Consider the following 18,837-nt stretch of genomic DNA (forward strand, 5'->3'; position numbering starts at 1 on the left):
TCGGCAACTGGCGCGCCTCGCTGGTGATCGCCCTGAGCCTGCCGCTTGCGATCATGATCGCGCTGATCGTGATGCGCGCGGTCGGCATGTCGGCCAATCTGATGAGTCTGGGCGGACTCGCGATCGCCATCGGCATGCTGATCGACGCGCTTGTGGTCGTGGTCGAAAACATCGTGGGAAACCTCAGCAAGGATCAACAAGGAAAGACGACGCCGCTCGTCCAGATTGTGTTCCGGTCGGTCTGCGAGGTGCTGGAGCCGGTTTCAACGGGCGTGCTCATCATCATCATCGTTTTCGTGCCGCTGCTGGCGCTGCAGGGCCTCGAGGGAAAGCTGTTCATCCCCGTGGCGCTCGCCATCATCTTTGCGCTGGCCGCCTCGCTGTTGCTGGCGCTCACGGTCATTCCGGTAGCGACCTCGTTCCTGCTCAAGGCGGCCCCGCACCGGGAGCCCTGGCTGATCCGCCTTGCCTCGCGAGGCTATGCGCCTGCGCTCGGCTGGGCGCTGGCCAATGAGCGCAAGGTGATGGTCGCAGCCGTGGCGGCCCTCGTTGCGGCGGGCTTTGCCTATACGCAGCTCGGCAAGACATTCATGCCGACCATGGACGAAGGCGACATCATCGTCAGCGTCGAGGCGATTCCGTCGGTCAATCTCGACCAGGCAAATGCGATCAATGCCAGGCTTCAGGCCGCTATTCTTGCGGGCGTTCCCGACGTCGCGGGAATCGTCGCTCGAACCGGATCGGACGAACTCGGCCTCGACCCGATGGGACTCAATCAGACCGACACGTTTCTGGTCCTGAAGCCGCCGGAGGAGAGGAAGACGGCCGACAAAGCCGCCCTGATTCAGCAGCTGCGCAAGGTGCTCAATGACTTTCCGGGACTTTCACTCGGTTTCACGCAACCGATCGACATGCGCGTCCAGGAGATGATCAGCGGCGTGCGCGGCGACGTCGCGGTGAAGATCTTCGGTCCCGACATCGGCAAGCTGAACGAGATCGCAAACAGGCTGTCTGCGATCCTGTCCGGCATCGATGGAGCCGAGGATGTCTACACGACGCTGAACGAAGGCGCGCAGTATTACACGGTCGCCGTGAATCGGCTGGAGGCGGGTCGTCTCGGTCTGGCGGTGGATACGATTGCCGCCTCGCTACGCACCCAGATCGAGGGCCGGACCATCGGCACCGCGCTGGAAGCGGGACGCCGCACGCCGATACTGCTTCGTGGCAGCGAGCAGACCCGCGAGGCGCCTACCTTGCTGCCCAACCTGCCCCTGACGCTGGCGTCGGGGCAGCATGTGGCGCTCTCCCAGGTCGCCCGCATTCATCGGGTCGACGGCCCCGTCAAGATAGACCGTGAAGACGGCGCCCGGATGAGCGTGGTGCGGACCAATGTTCGAGGACGCGATATGGTTGGTTTCGTCCAGGCGGCACAACAGAAGGTGGGGACCGAACTGGCGCTGCCGCAGGGGTATCGGCTCACCTGGGGTGGCCAGTTCGAGAACCAGCAGCGCGCCGCCGCACGTCTGTCGATTGTCGTTCCGGTCGCCATCGGGCTTATCTTCGTGCTGCTTTTCACCACCTTCGGTTCAATCCGCCAGGCGCTGATGGTGCTGGTGAATATCCCCTTCGCTCTGATCGGCGGTGTGTTTGCGCTGGTCCTGACCGGCGAGTACCTGTCCGTTCCGGCGTCGGTCGGATTCATCGCGCTGCTCGGTATCGCGGTCTTGAACGGTGTCGTGCTGGTCTCCTACTTCAATCAGTTGCGCGCCCACGGTCTCCCGGAGGATCGCATTGTCGTGGAGGGCGCCAGGCGCCGGTTGCGGCCGGTGCTGATGACCGCGAGTATCACCGCGCTCGGACTTGTCCCGTTGCTGTTCGCGTCCGGTCCCGGATCGGAAATCCAGAAGCCGCTGGCCATCGTGGTGATCGGCGGGTTGCTGTCGTCGACGCTGTTGACCCTGGTCCTTCTGCCGATCCTCTATCGCCGGTTCGGCGGGGTTGCGAAGGCGGTCAAATGACGAGCGAACCCGTATGCCTGATGTTGATCGCTGCTCGCAACCTTCGCGAAGAGCTGTTCGACTATCTCAGCGAGCAGCGCGATCTGGTATCCGGATTCACCGCATCCGACGGCGCCGGTCACGGGCCTGCGGTCCGGTTGGAGTCGACGGCCGAACAGGTGAAGGGTCACGCCGACGAGGTGCTGGTGCGGATCATTCTGGAAAAGCAGGATGCCGCGCAATTACTCGCCCGGATCAGGACAGCGTTCGCAGGAACGAGACTGGTTTACTGGATCGTGCCGGTCACGGAATTTGGCGTGATCGGTGACGCCGAGGATAAGGCCGTAGAGTGAGCGGGACGCCCTTCGGGCCCAATGCTAGAGTCTGCCGCCATCCACGATGAAACTCTGACTTGTCAGGCTAGAGGCGTCGTCCGAGGCCAGAAACAACGTCATCCGCGCGCAATCGGCCGGATAGAGCTTGTGCTTCAGGCATTGCCGCTCCATCAGGCCTTTTTCAGCCTCCGGCGTCAGCCAGAGGTCGAGCTGGCGCTGGGTCATGATCCAGCCCGGGATCACGGCGTTGACGCGGATATTGTGGACGCCAAGGTCGCGCGCCAGCGATTTCGTCAAGCCCAGCACGCCGGCCTTCGCAGTCGAATAGATCGAAAGATTGGCCGTTGCGGTCATCCACGCGCTCGACGAAAAATTGATGATCGCGCCGCCGCCGGCGGCCTTCATGTCGGGATAGATGGCCTGCGCCGCAAAGAACTGGTGCTTGAGGTTGATGGCAAGCCGGTTGTCCCAGAATTCAGGCGTGACTTCGTCGATCGTGTGCCGTTGATCGTGCGCGGCGTTGTTCACCAGGATGGTGATCGGGCCGAGCGCCTTGCGCACCGCATCAATGGCCTGCTTCAGCGCCGCAATATCGGTGACGTCGCAATGCTCGTAATGCAGCCGGGCTGTTGGCCCGATGTCGGCGATCAGGGCCCTGGCGGCGTCGTCGGCAATGTCGACGAAGCCGACCTTGCAGCCTTGCTCGGCAAAGTGCCGCACGATGGATTCGCCGATGCCGCTGGCGCCACCGGAAATGAAAACCACTTTGTCCTTGAGACTCGGATAAATCGCACTCTTCACGGCAGCCCTCCTGAACGGGCGTATCCTAGAGCGTAGGAACCGGCGAAGTCACCTGAAGAAGAGCGCCCCTGTCCCACGGGTGCGACGAATACGCCTCCATCGACCGACTTTCTGCCACTTCCCGCCGGCCGCGGCTTCGACTAGGCTTGGCGCATAAGAATAAAGAAGGCCGCTCGCCGGCCAAGGGGAAGAACGCTTTGAACGGACAGGAGGGCCGGCGCATTGAGGTTGCGCGCAGCGGCGGCGAGGGCGTGCGTCGGCGCGTGCTGGCCGGCTCCTGGGTCGCGCTGTTGCTGGCGATCCTCGGCTTTCTGGTGATCTATCCGCTGCTCACGCTGCTGTTGGGCGCGCTAACCGACACCAATCCGGTGGTCGACGGCTTCAGCCTCAGCCATCTCTCCGTCACCAACTTCCTCGTCGTGCTCGCCAACCCGAATGTCGCGGAGGCGCTGGTCAACACGCTGATCGCCTGTGGCGGCGGCACCCTGATCGCGGTGGTGATCGGGTTGGCGTTCTCCTGGATCGTGGTGCGCACCAACACGCCGTTCAAGGGATTCATCGCCGCCGCCAGCATCCTGCCGCTGTTCGCGCCGCCGCTGGTCGCAGGCGTAGCCTGGGCGATCCTCGGTTCGCCGAAAACCGGCCTGATCAACACCATGTTCAAATGGATAGGGCTCGACTGGCGGGTCGATTTCTACTCGATGTGGGGTCTGGTGTTCGTGTTCGGCATCTACTACGCGCCTTACGTCTACATGTTTACCTCCTCGGCGCTGCGCAACATGGATCCGAGCCTGGAAGAGGCCGCGGAAATCTCCGGCGCCAGCGCGTTTGCGACCGTGTTCACGGTGACGTTTCCCTTGATCATGCCGGCGATCGTTTCCGGCATGCTGCTGTCCTTCATCGTCATGCTCGGCATCTACGGCATCCCCGCGGTACTGGGCGCGCCAACCAACATCAGCGTGCTGACCACCTACATTTTCAAACTCACCAACTGGTCGCCGCCGCTCTACAACACCGCCGCCGCGGTCGCGATCATCCTGATGGTGGTGACGGGCGCGCTGGTGTTCCTGCAGCAGCGGGTGCTGAGCGGGCGCAGCTACACCACCGTCGCCGGCAAGGCCTACCGGCCGCGCAATCTCGATCTCGGCCGGTGGCGCTGGTTCACCTTCGGCCTCGGCATGGTCTATCTCGTCGTCGTCGTGATCCTGCCGAGTCTCGCGCTGATCGTGGCGGCGTTCCGCAAATTCATGTTCATTCGCGATGCCGCCAGCCTGTTCGACATGAAACAGTATTCGCTGATGCATTTCTACAGCATCTTCGACAATCCGCTGACGCTGCGCTCGATCTGGAATGCGATCGAGGTCGGAATCATCACCGCGGTGGTCGGCGGCGCGCTGGCCTTCGCGATCGGCTACACCATCCACCGCACCAAGGTGGCGGGCCGGCGCTCGATCGACCTGATATCGACCTTGCCGGTGGCGATCCCCGGCCTCGTGGTCGGCGTCGCCTATCTCTGGGCCTGGATCGGGATTCCCGGCGGGCTCTACGGCACCATCTGGATTCTGGCGCTGGCCTTCATCGCGCGCTTCATGCCGGATACGGTCAAGGCGCTGTCGACCTCGTTCCTGCAGATCCACCGCGAACTGGAGGAAGCCGCCTGGGTCTGCGGCAAGGGCATGCTCGGCACCATCAGGACGATCGTGCTGCCGCTGGCGCGGCCGGGCGTGCTGGCCGCGATGACCTTGCTGTTCGTGCTGGCGATCCGCGAGCTTGGCTCGTCGCTGTTTCTCTATACCAGCAACACCATGGTGATGTCGGTGCTGCTGCTCGACTATTACGAAGGCGGCAATCTCGGCAAGACCGCCGCCTTCAGCCTGGTGCAGACGGTTTTGCTCGGCGTTCTCATCGGGGGCGCCAACTGGCTGTCACGCGGGCAGGCTCAGGGCAGTGTTGCCCGCGCGGGATAATTGAAACCAAGGGAGGATCGGCCATGAACGAAAAGATCGTTGCCAGGATCGCTACCAGGATCGCTACCAGACTCATCGCTATAGCCGGCGCCGCCGGTCTCGCGCTCGCGCTGGGCGCGCTGCCAGCGCAGGCGCAGGAATTCGGCTCGCCCGAACTGATCGCGGCGGCGAAGAAGGAAGGCAAGCTGGTCTACTACACCGCGAATTTCGCCGAAGTGGAACAGCGGGTGATCAAGGAATTCCAGAAGCGTTTTCCCGAGATCAAGATCGAGATGGTGCGTGCGCCCGGCGGTCAGCTCATCACCCGCGTCAAGACCGAGGCCGCCGCCGGCAAGCTGATCGCCGATGTGGTCGATCATTCCGACCGCGCGCTGATGCAGCCGCTGGCCGACATGTTCCAGGACTATGCGCCGCCGAACGCCGCCGACTACAATCCGGAGGCGCAGATCGCGCCGAACCTCTGGCCGCGCGTGACCCTGGTCTGGTCGATCGCCTACAACACCGAACTGGTCAAGAACCCGCCCAAGAGCTGGATGGATCTGACCAAGCCGGAATACGACAAGATGACCGGGCAGGTGTTCGCCCGGTCCGGCGGCACCACCTGGACCCGCATCATGTTCGAGCGCCAGGTGCTGGGGGAGGATTACTGGAAGAAGCAGGCCTCGACCCATCCGATCCTCTATCCCTCGGGCGCGCCGATGTCGGACTCGATGGTGCGCGGCGAAGTCGCGATGGGCCCGTTGCTCTACAATGCGATCTACCCGAAGCAGAAGGACGGCGCACCGATCGCGATTTTCTTCCCGCCCGAGGGGACGCCGGCCAATCCCTACGCCACGGGAATTCCGAAGACCGCCGCCAATCCCAATGCCGCAAAGCTGTTCCTGAACTGGTGCCTGTCGAAGGAGGGCCAGACCTTCATGATCAAGGAACTCGGCAATCTGACCTCGCTCAAGGTGGCGCCGGTCTACCCTGAAGGATTCGATCCCAAGGTGGTCAAGGTCTGGTTCCCGAAGTTCGAGGAATACGTCAAGCTGCACGAGCCATGGGTGGCGGAATGGGACAAAACGTTCGGGTATCGCCAGTGATCGTCACGTTCATGCGATCGATGACCTCATGACGGCGACCCTCGACGTCACGGACCTGCGCAAGCAGTTTCCGATCGGCCGGCCCGCCGTCGACGGCGTCAGCTTCGCCGTGCCGGCCGGCGAGATCGTGGTGCTGCTCGGCCCCTCCGGCTGCGGCAAGACCACGACCCTGCGCTGCGTCGCCGGGCTGGAGCATCCGACCGGCGGCGACATCAGCATCGCCGGGAACCTGGTGTCGTCGCCCGAGCGCGGCATCCTGGTGCCGCCGCGGTCGCGCGATCTGGGCATGGTGTTCCAGTCCTACGCGGTGTGGCCGCACATGACCGTGCGGCAAAACGTGGTCTATCCGCTGAAACACCGCGGAATCGCGCGCGCCGAGGCCCGCCGCAAGGTCGACGAGGTGCTGGCGCTGGTGGGCCTGACGGAATACGCCGACCGGCCTGTCGTGGCGCTGTCGGGCGGCCAGATGCAGCGCGTCGCGCTGGCGCGCAGCATCGTGTACCGGCCACAGCTGTTGCTGCTCGACGAGCCCTTGTCGAACCTCGATGCGAAATTGCGCTTGAGGCTGCGCGACGATCTCCGCATCATCCTCAAGCAGACCGGCATGACCGCGCTCTACGTCACCCACGACCAGGCCGAGGCGGTGGTGCTCGGCGACCGCATCGGGGTGATGCGCGACGGCAAGCTGCTGCAGATCGGCACGCCGGACCAGATCTACAACCGGCCGGCCGATCTGTTCGTCGCCAACTTTACCGGCGCGACCAACGAACTGACCGGCACGCTGGTCGGGCGCAACGGCGAATTCGGCGTGGTCGACTTCGGTGGTGGGCACTCCGGCGAGGCGGCGTTGCTGCAGCCGCTCGTTTCAGGCGACAAGGTGCGGATCGCATTGCGGCCGGAAGCCATCGGGCTTGGCAAGCAGGATGGCGTCAACCAGTTTCCCGCGCGCGTGGTCGATCGCCGCTATCAGGGCACCCAGACCGTCTATGACGTCGACCTGTTCGGCCGCCGGCTGGAGGCGCTCGAACTCGGCACCGCCGCGCGTCATCAGGTCGGAGAGGAGACCACGGTATCGCTGCCGCGCGAGGGCTGCTGGGCGTATCGGGATATGGGGCCGTCGAATTACGAGTAGCAGAAGCCGTCATTGCGAGGAGCACTTCGCGACGAAGCACGGCGTCATCCTGAGGTGCGAGCCGTGCGGTGCACTTGCACCGCAGGTCGAGCCTCGAAGGATGAGAGGTTAGAGCTCTGATCCATCCTTCTAGCCTAAGACGGCTCGCACCTCAGGATGACGGCAGTGGTCTTGGATCAGAGTCTCACTGCAGCGCCATGCCCGACGTCTTGACCACCTTCGTCAGCTTCTCATGATCGGCCTTCATCAGCGCGGCGAGTTCGTTCAGCGGCATCGGTTTGCCCGGGATGTTGGCGACCGACAGCTGGCGCTGGACGTCGGGATGTTGCAGCGCCTTGTTGATGGCTTCGTTGATTTTCTTGACCAGCGCCTCGGGCGTGGCTGATGGCACGTAGATGCCGTACCAGGGGAGATAGGCGGCTTCGGCAAATCCGGCCTCCGCGATGGTCGGCACCTCGGGAAGATCCGCGACGCGCTTGTCGGTCAATACCGCGAGCGGTTTGATGGTGCCCGCCTTGATGTGCGGCAATGCGAGTTCGAGCGACACGATCTCGAAATTCATGATGTTGGTCATCAAATCGATCAGCGCCGGCGGCTGGCCCCTGTAGCCGACATTGGTGAGCTCGATGTTGGCGACCTGAAACAGTTTCTTCGCGCTCAGGTCGATCGATGAGCCGGTGCCGGGATTGCCGAAGTTGAGCTCGCCGGGCTTGCTGCGCGCCAGTTCGACGAATTCGCCGATGGTCTTGACCGGCAGGGTGGGATTGACCACCGCCACGCTCTGGTTCCAGACCGCGAGCCCGACGCATTTGAAGTCCTTCATCGTGTCCCAGCCGGCATCCTTGTAGAGGCCGGGATTAACCAGCACCGCCGGCCCCGTGACCAGCCAGGTGTAGCCGTCGGGATCGCTTCGCGCGACCGCCGCGGTGCCGATGTTGCTGTTGCCGCCGGGCCTTGCCTCGACGATGACAGGTGTTTTCCAGTCGCGGCCGACCTGCTCGGTCACGGCGCGGGCGACGAGGTCGACGATGCCGCCGGCCGGGTAGGGCACGATGATACGAAGCGGGCGATTCGGATAATTGTCCGTCGCCTGCGCCCATGCGGCGCCGGCCAGCATGGTTGCGGCGATCCCCGCAGCGAAGCCAAAGGTCCGGATGCCCCTCATTTTCCCCTCCCATGTACGAAACATCGTTCGAGCGATGTCTTTTGTTCTGGTTTGTTGGACCGTGGTGATGAAACCTATTCGTTGGCGACGAGTGACCTGATGCTGCGGGCGAGGCCGAGGATGCGCGGCCCGCATTCGCGCTCGATCTGCTCGGCGCTGAAGCGAAACGAGGGAATGCCGCAATTCACCGAAAGGCAATCGCCGGTCGGCGTGCGGTAAAGCGGTGCTGCGACGCCAAAGATCTCGCGCCGCCATTCGCCGAGCGAGACCGCGAATCCGCGTTCCTTGCAGAGCTCGCTGTCGGGCAGCGTCCGCGTTTGCACGTATTTCAACTCTTCCGGACGCTCCGCCTTCACGGTTTTCACGTAGGTGTCGCGTTCGTCGTCGGTGAACAGCGACAGCAGCGCACGGCCGACCGCGGTGGTCGCCATCGTTCCGGTAAAGCCGACGTCGGGCATATGCGGCACGGCATCGGTGGTGCGCAGCGTCTCGACATAGATGAAGTCGAGGCCGAACGGCATCGCGATGGATACCGTACCGCCGGTGTAAGCCGCGAAGTCGCGCATCAAGGGCCGCGCCAGTTGCCGCACCTTCAGGGGCGACAGCACGGGATAGGCCGCCGCCAGGATGCCAAGCCCGAGCAGGAAGCGTCCCTTGGCGTCGCGCTTGAGATAGCCGAGCTGCGCCAGCGTGTGCGTCAGCCGTGACACCGTCGGCCGCGACAGGCCGGTGCTGGCGGCGAGATCCGCGTTCGACAGCGAACCGGTGCTGTTGCGGAACGCGGCCAGCACGTCGAGCCCGTGCGCCAGAGTGGTCGCAAAGGACGGATCGCTGTGGTCCGCCACGGCTTTCGGTCTGACAGCAGCAGGGCGGCTTAAGGGGGATGTCGAAGCCATACGCAATATTGGACAAGCAGCGAAATTTTGTCAACATATCGAAACAGATTTGCAATATGTGTCCACATGCGTTTAGATGCCGCCTCCACCGGGGCGTTTTCAGGCGAAGTGGCGGCCGGTTCGCGTCAACAAAATGCGTCAGATCAGGAATCCAGAGGCGGTATGGAATTCGATTTATCCGAACGGTCGGAAGCATGGCGAACGAAGCTGCAAGCCTTCTTCGACAGGGAAGTGCTGCCGCGCCACCGCGCCTGGCTCGAGCACGTCGCCGTCAGCCGGGAGGCGCCGCCCTTCATGGCCGAGCTGCAGCAGAAGGCACGGCAGGCGGGGCTGTGGAATCTCGGCCTGCCCGAACTCGCCGATGATGAGCCGGGGACGCGGCTGTCCAATTCAGAATATGCGCCGCTGGCCGAGATCATGGGACGGCTGTTCTGGGCCTCCGAAGTCTTCAACTGCCAGGCGCCCGACGTGCCCAACATGATCGCGCTGCAGAATTGCGCTACGTCGGAACAGAAGGCGCGCTGGCTGCAGCCGCTGCTCGGCGCCAAAACCCGTTCGGCCTTCGGCATGACCGAACCCGACGTCGCCTCGTCCGATGCCACCAATATCGCCACGCGCATGGTCCGCGACGGCGACGACTACATCATCAACGGGCGCAAATGGTTCATCACCGGGGCTGCGCATCCGCGCTGCAGTTTTTTGATCGTGATGGGCGTGACCGATGCGGAGGCCGACCGCACGCGCCGCCATTCCTGCATCATCGTGCCGATGGAGACGCCCGGCGTCCGGCTGGTGCGATCGCTGCGCTGGATGGGTTGCGAGGATCACACCGCCCCGATCGGCGAACTGGCCTTTGAGAATGTTCGCATACCCGCCGCAAACCTGCTCGGCGCCGAAGGCGAGGGTTTTAAAGTCGCCCAGATCCGCCTTGGGCCGGCGCGCATTCACCATTGCATGCGCTCGATCGGGCTGTGCGAACTGCTGATCGAGCTGATGATGGTGCGATCGGCCGAGCGTTCCGCCTTCGGACGCGCCATCATTCAATACGACACCGTGCAGCGCTGGATTGCCGAATCCCGCGTCGAGCTGGAGCAGGCGCGCCTCCTGGCCTATCGCTGCGCGTGGCGGCTGGACCAGGCCGGCCACCACGGTGCCTGGCGCGACGTCTCGCTGATCAAGGTCGCGGTGCCCGCGATGCTGCAACGGATCGCCGATCGCGCCATGCAGGTGTTCGGCGCGATGGGCGGATCCGACGATACCCCGATCCACCAGGCGCTGGCCTGGGGACGCCTGCTGCGGATCGGCGACGGGCCGGACGAGGTGCATCTGCGGCAGATTTTCAAGATGGAAGCGATGCCGTCCTGGTCGATCACGGACTCACCGTATCTCGCGGCGCGGCCGTCATAATCCAACCTCTCCCCGCTTGCGGGAGAGGGAGAAGTAGTCTCATCACGCGAGGGAGCAAGAACAAGATGGCCCAAGCAGGCACCAGCGAAATCTCTAAGGAAACCCCGAAGGACGCTTCGGCGCCCGTGGTCGCGCAGCATGCGGCAATGCTGAAGGCGCTGCCGTTTTCAGATACGCGCGATTTCGACGAGGCGGCGCGCGGCTTTCTCGGCACCGTGGAGAATGCGCGGATCGCCAACGCGCAGGGCAGGGTGGTGTGGAGCCTCGAGCCCTATGGCTTCCTGTCCGAAGCGGAAGCGCCGCCGACGGTGGATCCGAGCCTGTGGCGGCAGTCGCGGCTCAACATGAACCACGGCCTGTTCGAAGTCGTGCCCGGCGTCTATCAGGTGCGCGGGCTCGACATCGCCAATATGACGCTGATCGAGGGCGACAGCGGCGTCATCGTGGTGGATACGCTGACCTCGATCGAAGGCGCGCGCGCTGCGATGGCGCTGTATTTCCAGCACCGCGGCCAGCGGCCGGTGGCGGCGGTGATCTTCACCCATACCCATACCGACCATTGGGGCGGTGCGCGCGGCGTGCTCGACGAGGCGGCGCTGGCCGGCGGCGAGGTTCCGATCATCGCTCCCAACCTGTTCATGGAGCATGCGGTTTCCGAAAACATCATCGCCGGCCCCGCGATGTTGCGGCGCGCGCAGTACCAGTTCGGGCCGCTGCTGACAAAAGGCCCGCGCGGGCAGATCGATTGCGGCCTCGGCAAGTCGATGGCGACGGGTTCGGTGGCGCTGCTGCGCCCGACCGATCTGATCATGGCGACCGGCGACATCAGGAGCATCGACGGGGTCGAGTTCGAATTCCAGATGGCGCCGAACTCGGAAGCGCCGGCAGAAATGCATTTCTTCATTCCGCGTTACAAGCTTCTGAATCTGGCGGAAAACTGCACGCATAATTTCCACAATCTGCTGCCGTTTCGCGGCGCCGACGTGCGCGACGCGCTGGCCTGGTCGAAATATCTCGGCGAGGCGCTGCAGATGTGGGGCGGCAAGGCCGATGCCATGTGCGGCCAGCACCACTGGCCGGTGTGGGGACAAGCGCGCATCGACACCATGATCCGCCAGCAGCGCGACCTCTATAAATTCGCGCACGACCAGACCATCCGCCTGATGAACCATGGGCTGACGGCAACCGAAATCGCCGAAACGATAAAACTGCCTGCCAGTCTCGACGGCGCTTGGCATGCGCGCGGCTATTACGGCCACATCCGGCATAATGTGAAGGCGATCTACCAGAAATATCTCGGCTGGTACGACGCCAATCCGGTCAATCTCGATCCGCTGCCCCCGGTCGAGGCCGGCAAAAAATACGTCGAATATATGGGCGGCGCCGATACGATCCTTGCGCGGGCTGCAAAGGACTTTGCAAGAGGTGAGTTTCGTTTCATCGCGCAGGCGTTGAGCCATCTGGTGTTCGCCGATCCCGACAATCAGGCCGCCCGCGCGCTGCTGGCCGATACCATGGAGCAGCTCGGCTATGCCGCCGAAAGTGCGACCTGGCGCAACGCCTATCTGTTCGGCGCGCAGGAGCTGCGGCAGGGCATGCCGAAGGTGCCGGCGCGCGCAGCGATGCCGCGCGAGACGCTGGCGGCCCTGCGCACCGAGCAATTGTGGGACGTGCTCGGTGTCAGGCTCAACGGCCCCAAGGCCGAAGGCAAGCACATCGTGCTGAACTGGAGTTTCACCGATACCGGCGAGACGTTTGTCCTGACGCTGGAGAACTGCGCGCTGACCTATGTCGCGGGCGCGCAGGCGGCGACTGCGGACGCCGGCTTCACGCTGCCGCGTGGCACGCTCGACGAGGTGATCGCGAAGCTGACGACGTTTCAGGACGGCGTCGGCAGCGGGGCAATCAAATTCACCGGCAATCCGATGCGGCTCGCCGAGTTGATGGCGCTGATGGACGAATTCCCGCGGATGTTCGAGATCGTCGAACCGAAGCGGGTGGCGGTGAGCTGAAGTCGTAGGGTGGGCAAAGGCGCGCTCTTCGCGCCGTGCCCACCACAATGTGTCGCGACAAAGATGGTGGGCACGCTGTGCTTTGCCCACCCTACGGACGTTACTCCGCGCTGCTCACCAGCTTGATGCGCGGTTTGGCGGCTTCGATCAGGCTGCGATAGGCGGCGAGATAATCCAGCGCCATGCGGCGCGCGGTGAAGCGCGCCTCGAACTGCTTGCGGATTGCATCGCGGTTCAGCCCGGCCAGCCGGCCGACCGCGGCGACCGCGCTGATTTCATCCTCGACGATGAAGCCGGTCAGGCCATCGTCGATGATCTCCGCGACCGAGCCGCGGTTATAGGCGATCACTGGCGTGCCGCACGCCATCGCCTCGATCATCACGAGGCCGAACGGCTCCGGCCAGTCGATCGGGACCAGCAGGCCGATGGCGCCGCTCAGAAATTCCGATTTCTCGGAGTCGCCGATTTCGCCGATAAATTCCACCAGCGGATTGCTGTCGATCATCGGGCGGATCAGTTCGTCGTAGTACTCCTGATCGGCCCGGTCGACCTTGGCGGCGATCTTGAGCGGAATGCCGCAGCGGGTCGCGATTCGGATCGCGCGGTCCACGCCCTTTTCCGGCGCAATCCGGCCGAGCACCGCGAGATAACCAGGCTTGCACAGCTGCGGCGTCAGCAGTTTTTCCGGCAGGCCGTGATGGATGGTGCCGAGCCAGTTGGCCTGCGGCACCGGGCGTCGCTGCGAGTCCGAGATCGAAATCACTGGAACCCGCGAGTAGGTGGTGAATACCGGCTGATGTTCGGGCAGGTCCAGCCGACCATGCATGGTGGTAAGGAAGGGGGTCGGCTGCCGGTAGAACAGCGAGAACGGATAGTAATCGAGATGGAAATGCAGGATGTCGAATTCCTCATCATCGCATTTCTGCCGCACCCGCTCCAGCATCACCATGTGCAAGGCATTGGGATCGCGCACCGATCCGTCGAGGCGCAACGCCTTCGGCCAAGTCGCGTCGAGTTTCGCCGAGGTCTGCGAATCGCCGCTGGCGAACAGCGTGACGTCGTTTCCCAACGCGACCAGTTCCTCGGTCAGCCAGTGTACGACCCGTTCGGTTCCGCCATACAGTTTGGGGGGAACAGCTTCTGTCAGCGGAGCAACCTGCGCGATGCGCATCTATTCGTCTCCTGTTGTGCATAAGCGTTGAACAAACGCCCCTTGGAGGTGTTGGCGTGGGGATGCCGAGTCGGGAACGTTCTCGCATGTGCGAAGTTCCCCTGTGCAAGCGTACTTCTTCCACACTGTGGTCTTGCTGATGCCATCCAGCCCGATCAGGTTTCTATCGTTGCTGATGCTGCAGGATTGTTGCGCAGTGATGGCCGCGCGGCGGGAACTCCGACCTGCCGCTCTTCACGTCTTCGTGCGCGCGCCGTAGATCCTCCTGCTCCTTCAACAGGTTTGCATCGTCCCATGGCCAGTCTCTCAGGATATGCACTACGCCCCTTTGCATTCGTGCTGCGCTATATCAGGCAGCGTCTCGCCTCGCATGTGGTGATCCTGACGTGCGTTGTTGCGGCGGTTGCCTGTTCGGTAAGCACGCAATATGGCGTCAAATATCTTGTCGACGGGTTGTCGGCCGGACCTGACCGTGCCGGCAGCGTATGGCTGGCCTTCATTTTTCTCATGTCGCTGATCGCCGCGGATAATTTCCTGTGGCGGATCGCGAGCTGGACCGCGAGCTTCACCTTCGTCGGCGTCACCGGCGATCTGCGCCGCGACATCTTTCGCCATCTCACCGGCCACGCCCCGAGCTATTTCTCCGAGCGCTTGCCGGGGATGCTGACGAGCCGCATTACCGCGACATCGAATGCCGTCTTTACCGTCGAAAACATGTTCGTCTGGAACGTGTTGCCACCCTGCATCGCGACGATCGCGGCCATTGCACTGATCGGCACCGTCAGTCCTGTCATGGCGGGCGGATTGACCCTGGTGGCCGGTGCGATGGTGATTGCGATGTTCCATCTGGCTGCCAGAGGCAGGCCGCTGCACGACGAGTTCGCCGACAAGGCCGCCGCGGTGGACGGCGAAATGGTCGACGTCATCAACAACATGCCGCTAGTGCGCGCGTTCTGCGGCCTCCGGCTCGAGCACGACCGGTTCGACAAGACCGTCAACAGGGAATTGACGGCGCGAGGCCGCAGCCTGCGCTATCTCGAAAAGCTGCGGCTGACCCATGCCGCGATCACCGTCGTTCTGACCATCGGGTTGCTGGCCTGGGTGATCATGCTTTGGCAGAACGGCGGCGCCAGCACCGGCGACGTGGTGCTGGTGTGTACGCTGGGACTTTCCATTCTCAATGCTACGCGCGATCTCGCGGTGGCGCTGGTCGATGTCACCCAGCATGTCGCGCGGCTGACCGAAGCCATCGCCACGCTGCTGCAACCGCATGAACTGCGCGATCATCCGCAAGCCGAACCGCTGGTGAAGGCGGGAGCCGCGATCGTCTTCAACAAGGTGTCGTTCCGCTACCCCGGCGGATTGCAGGTGTTCGACAAGTTCAGCCTCAGGCTCAATGCGGGCCAAAGGGTGGGGCTGGTCGGACAATCCGGCGGCGGCAAATCCACCATCTTCACGCTGCTGCAGCGGTTTTACGACGTGAACCAGGGCCATATCGCCATCGATGGCCAGAACATCTCGAAGGTGACCCAGGAGAGCCTTCGTTCGGCGATCTCGGTGGTGCCGCAGGATATCTCGCTGTTTCACCGCTCGATCCTGGAAAACATCCGCTACGGGCGGCCGGACGCGACCGATGCCGAGGTGCGGCGCGCGGCGAAAGCGGCTCGCTGTGATTTCGTCGACACCTTGCCCGAGGGCATGGCGACCGAGGTCGGCGACCGCGGCATCAAATTGTCAGGCGGACAGCGGCAGCGCATCGCGATCGCCCGCGCATTCCTGAAGGATGCGCCGATCCTGCTGCTCGACGAAGCCACCGCGGCGCTGGACAGCGAATCGGAAGAGGCGATCCGCGAGGCGCTCGGCCGGCTGATGCGCGGGCGCACCGTGATTGCGATCGCTCACCGGCTCGCCACCTTGCGCAATTTTGACCGGGTGATCATGCTGCTGGGTGGCACGATCATCGAAGACGGCCCGCCCGACCGGCTGATGCAGGGCACCGGCCCATATCAGGAACTGGTAGCGCGGGAAATGAGCCGCCTTGCCACGCATGCGGCCTGAGCGACAGGCATTGTTCTCGTCAGAGTTTGTTCCGATCGGCGTACCTTTCGCGGGGAACGCGCAGCAAGCACAACAGCCAAGGGGCAATCGATGGCAATGGAAGCCGTGACCCAGATATCCAAGATTCGTGAGGCCGAGGCGGTCCAGGAGTCGCCGTTCTACATCCCGATGACCGGGCCGGCGTCGAGGCCGCGGCGTTCGCTCAAGCACGACGATACCTTCATCGTGCTCGACAGCCACGGCGATATCGGTGCGTCCGCCGGCGGGCCCGACGGCCTGTTCAATGCCGACACCCGCTATCTCGCCCGACTCGAACTGGTGCTGGACGACGTGCAGCCGCTGCTGCTCGGCTCCAATCTGCGCGACGACAACTCGGCGCTGACGATCGACCTTACCAATCCCGACGTCTATCGGGGCGACCGGATCGTGCTGCAGAAGGACATGCTGCACATCGTGCGCACGATCTTCCTGTGGCGCGGAACCGCGTATCAGCGGATCGGCGTGCGCAACCATGGCGAGGGGCCGGCGAGCTTCGATTTGACGCTGCTGTTCGACAATGATTTCGCCGATCTGTTCGAGGTTCGCGGCGAACGCCGCCCGCGCCGGGGTGTCGCCTCCAGCAAGGTGGATGGCGCCGCGGACGTGACGCTGGAGTATCTCGGGCTGGACGGCGCCGCGCGGAGGACCGGGCTGCACTTCGAGCCGGCGCCCGCAAGGCTCTTGGCCAATGCGGCGACGTACCAGTTCGAGCTCGCCCCCCAGCAGATGACCTCGCTGTTCATCGCGGTGTCCTGCAACAAGCCGCTGATGCACAAGCCGGCGCCGTTCTTTCGCGGAATGCTGGCGCATCGCCGCGAAATGCGCCGCTCGACCGCAGGCGCAACCAGTACCGAGACCTCCAACCACATCTTCAACGAGGTGCTGTGCCAGGCGATGGCCGATCTCAATATGCTGATGACGGAAACGCCGCAGGGCCGATATCCCTATGCGGGAATTCCCTGGTACTCGACGACATTCGGCCGCGACGGCCTGATCACCGCGCTGCAAATGCTCTGGGTTGACCCGCGTATCGCGCGCGGCGTGCTGATGCGGCTGGCCTTCTACCAGGCAAAGTCGGTCGATCCGCTCGCCGATGCCCAGCCCGGCAAGATCCTGCACGAGATGCGCGGCGGCGAGATGGCGGCGCTGCGCGAAGTGCCGTTTGCGCAATATTACGGCAGCGTCGATTCGACGCCGCTGTTCGTGCTGCTGGCCGGTCTCTACTTCGAACGTACCGGCGACGACGAGACGCTTGCCGAGTTGTGGCCCGCGATCGAGGCCGCGCTGCGCTGGATCGACGGCGCGGGCGATCCGGACCGCGACGGCTTTGTCGAGTATCAGCGCGCCTCCGAGCAAGGGCTCGCCAATCAGGGCTGGAAGGACTCCTACGACGCGATCTTCCATGCCGACGGACAACTCGCCGAGGGTTACATCGCGCTGGCCGAAGTGCAGGGCTATGTATTTGCCGCCAAGCAGCTGGCCGCGCGCTGCGCCCTGCGCATGGGGCTGGCGGAAAAAGCCGGCCAGCTCGCGACCGAGGCGCAGGCGCTGGCCGCGCGATTCGAAGACGCGTTCTGGTGCGAGGAACTCGGCACCTATGCGCTGGCGCTCGACGGCGCCAAGCGCCAGTGCAAGGTGCGAACCTCCAATGCCGGACAGCTGCTGTTCACCGGCATCGCGAGCCAGGACCGCGCCCGTAAGGTCGCCGCCGATTTGATGCGGCCGCACTTCTTCACCGGCTGGGGCATTCGCACCGTGGCGCGGGGCGAAGCGCGATACAACCCGATGTCCTACCACGACGGCTCGATCTGGCCGCACGATAATGCGTTGATCGCGCTCGGGCTGGCGCGCTACGGACTGAAGCATTCGGTCGAACATCTGTTCGAGGGCCTGTTCGACGCCGCGAGCTACATGGATTTGCGGCGGCTGCCGGAGCTGTTTTGCGGATTTCAGCGCGAGAAGCGCCGCGGGCCGACGCTTTATCCGGTCGCCTGCGCGCCGCAGGCCTGGGCAAGTGCCACGCCGTTCACCTTGCTGGAGGCGGCGCTCGGTCTCGAATTCGACGTCCAGCGCGGTGAAATCCGCCTGCGCGACCCGCGGCTGCCGGCCTTTCTCAACGAGGTGGTGTTGCGCGATCTGCAACTCGGCCCGTCCAGCGTCGATCTTCGGATTCGCCGCCACGGCGAGGAGGTGTCGCTCGAGGTGATGCGTAAGCGCGGCCAGATTCAGGTGTCGATCGTCCTGACCCATTGAAGATGGCGCGTCGTGTTTCAGGAGGTCCTATGAGTGCCAAATTGCCGATCGCGTTTCTCGCAGCGGTGCTGGCGGCGGTGGCGCCGGCCTTCGCGCAAAGCGACACGCCACCGCCGGCAAATCGCGCGGTTCCGCAAGGGGCTGCCAGGGAGCCCGCACCGCCGCCGTCGGTCTCCGTCATCGGCGCACGGGATGCGCATGGCATGCTCGGCCGCGAGGTTCGCAGTGCCGCGGACGAGAACATGGGACGCATCGTGGACGTGATCGTCGATCGCGCGGGTCAGGTGCGGGCGGCGGTGATCGACTTCGGCGGCTTTCTCGGCGTCGGCAGCCGCAAGATCGTCGTCGACTGGAGCGCGCTGCATTTCCAGCGCATTTCAAACAAGAAGGACGCCATCGGCCTGGAGCTGACCAAGGAGCAGGTGAGCGCGGCGCCTGAATACAAGGAGGATGCGCCGGTCATCGTGCTGGGCGCCGCCGGAAAGCTCAGCCCGCTGGAGTTCGACCGCTAGGGAGAAA

General features: G+C 64.0%; 14 protein-coding genes. 10 read left to right on the plus strand and 4 right to left on the minus strand.

Going from position 1 to position 18,837, the window contains the following annotated elements; all coding sequences use genetic code 11:
- Both Q7T45_RS27225 and Q7T45_RS27230 read left to right on the plus strand, forming a co-directional pair.
- The coding region (locus Q7T45_RS27225; protein ID WP_304875120.1) for an efflux RND transporter permease subunit at window positions 1-2,018 on the plus strand (2,018 nt) is incomplete at its 5' end.
- The gene (locus tag Q7T45_RS27230) at window positions 2,015-2,350 is read left to right on the plus strand and encodes a DUF3240 family protein (RefSeq protein ID WP_304875121.1); all 336 of its coding nucleotides are present in this window, start codon (window positions 2,015-2,017) and stop codon (window positions 2,348-2,350) included. The genes Q7T45_RS27225 and Q7T45_RS27230, both read left to right, overlap by 4 nt.
- Before the next feature lie 24 nt (window positions 2,351-2,374).
- On the opposite strand, the gene Q7T45_RS27235 is transcribed toward Q7T45_RS27230, so the two are convergent.
- Window positions 2,375-3,133 (minus strand): SDR family NAD(P)-dependent oxidoreductase, encoded by a 759-nt coding sequence (locus Q7T45_RS27235; protein WP_304875123.1) that lies wholly within the window; start codon window positions 3,131-3,133, stop codon window positions 2,375-2,377.
- A gap of 197 nt (window positions 3,134-3,330) precedes the next feature.
- Here Q7T45_RS27235 and Q7T45_RS27240 point away from each other — a divergent pair, with 197 nt between their 5' ends.
- Genes Q7T45_RS27240 through Q7T45_RS27250 form a run of 3 tightly spaced genes read left to right on the plus strand, consistent with a single transcriptional unit; the run spans window position 3,331 to window position 7,317 of the window.
- A complete protein-coding gene (locus tag Q7T45_RS27240) occupies window positions 3,331-5,100 on the plus strand; it encodes an iron ABC transporter permease (RefSeq protein WP_304875124.1) in 1,770 nt (589 codons plus the stop codon).
- Window positions 5,101-5,123: 23 nt separating this feature from the next.
- Window positions 5,124-6,185, plus strand: a complete 1,062-nt coding sequence (locus Q7T45_RS27245) for an ABC transporter substrate-binding protein (RefSeq protein WP_304875125.1) — start codon at window positions 5,124-5,126, stop codon at window positions 6,183-6,185.
- A 28-nt stretch (window positions 6,186-6,213) separates the two neighbouring features.
- Entirely contained in the window at window positions 6,214-7,317 is a 1,104-nt protein-coding gene (locus Q7T45_RS27250; RefSeq protein ID WP_304875127.1) for an ABC transporter ATP-binding protein, read from the plus strand.
- A 184-nt stretch (window positions 7,318-7,501) separates the two neighbouring features.
- Here Q7T45_RS27250 and Q7T45_RS27255 read toward each other — a convergent pair whose 3' ends face one another.
- Together Q7T45_RS27255 and Q7T45_RS27260 are read right to left on the minus strand one after the other, a co-directional pair.
- Window positions 7,502-8,482 carry a tripartite tricarboxylate transporter substrate binding protein gene (locus tag Q7T45_RS27255; RefSeq protein ID WP_304875129.1) on the minus strand — a complete coding sequence of 327 codons (981 nt, stop codon included), beginning with the start codon at window positions 8,480-8,482 and terminating at the stop codon, window positions 7,502-7,504.
- A gap of 74 nt (window positions 8,483-8,556) precedes the next feature.
- On the minus strand, window positions 8,557-9,327 hold the full coding sequence (locus tag Q7T45_RS27260) for an IclR family transcriptional regulator (protein ID WP_304875131.1): 771 nt from the start codon (window positions 9,325-9,327) through the stop codon (window positions 8,557-8,559).
- A 213-nt stretch (window positions 9,328-9,540) separates the two neighbouring features.
- On the opposite strand from Q7T45_RS27260, the gene Q7T45_RS27265 reads away from it, so the two are divergent.
- Both Q7T45_RS27265 and Q7T45_RS27270 read left to right on the plus strand, forming a co-directional pair.
- Window positions 9,541-10,785 (plus strand): acyl-CoA dehydrogenase family protein, encoded by a 1,245-nt coding sequence (locus Q7T45_RS27265; RefSeq protein WP_304875133.1) that lies wholly within the window; start codon window positions 9,541-9,543, stop codon window positions 10,783-10,785.
- Window positions 10,786-10,850: 65 nt separating this feature from the next.
- A complete protein-coding gene (locus Q7T45_RS27270) occupies window positions 10,851-12,797 on the plus strand; it encodes an alkyl/aryl-sulfatase (protein WP_304875134.1) in 1,947 nt (648 codons plus the stop codon).
- Window positions 12,798-12,897: 100 nt separating this feature from the next.
- Here Q7T45_RS27270 and Q7T45_RS27275 read toward each other — a convergent pair whose 3' ends face one another.
- Window positions 12,898-13,968, minus strand: a complete 1,071-nt coding sequence (locus tag Q7T45_RS27275; RefSeq protein ID WP_304875135.1) for a glycosyltransferase family 4 protein — start codon at window positions 13,966-13,968, stop codon at window positions 12,898-12,900.
- Window positions 13,969-14,262: 294 nt separating this feature from the next.
- Between Q7T45_RS27275 and Q7T45_RS27280 the strand changes: the two genes are divergently transcribed.
- The 3 genes from Q7T45_RS27280 (at window position 14,263) to Q7T45_RS27290 (ending at window position 18,830) form a co-directional block, all read left to right on the plus strand.
- Window positions 14,263-16,026 carry an ABC transporter ATP-binding protein gene (locus Q7T45_RS27280; RefSeq protein WP_304875136.1) on the plus strand — a complete coding sequence of 588 codons (1,764 nt, stop codon included), beginning with the start codon at window positions 14,263-14,265 and terminating at the stop codon, window positions 16,024-16,026.
- 90 nt (window positions 16,027-16,116) lie between these two features.
- Window positions 16,117-18,318: an amylo-alpha-1,6-glucosidase gene (locus Q7T45_RS27285; protein WP_304875137.1), complete on the plus strand. Its 2,202-nt coding sequence runs from the start codon at window positions 16,117-16,119 to the stop codon at window positions 18,316-18,318.
- A gap of 29 nt (window positions 18,319-18,347) precedes the next feature.
- On the plus strand, window positions 18,348-18,830 hold the full coding sequence (locus Q7T45_RS27290; protein WP_304875138.1) for a PRC-barrel domain-containing protein: 483 nt from the start codon (window positions 18,348-18,350) through the stop codon (window positions 18,828-18,830).
- Window positions 18,831-18,837 lie beyond the last annotated feature (7 nt).

Source organism: Bradyrhizobium sp. (assembly GCF_030646015.1).
In the GTDB taxonomy this organism is placed as follows: domain Bacteria; phylum Pseudomonadota; class Alphaproteobacteria; order Rhizobiales; family Xanthobacteraceae; genus Bradyrhizobium.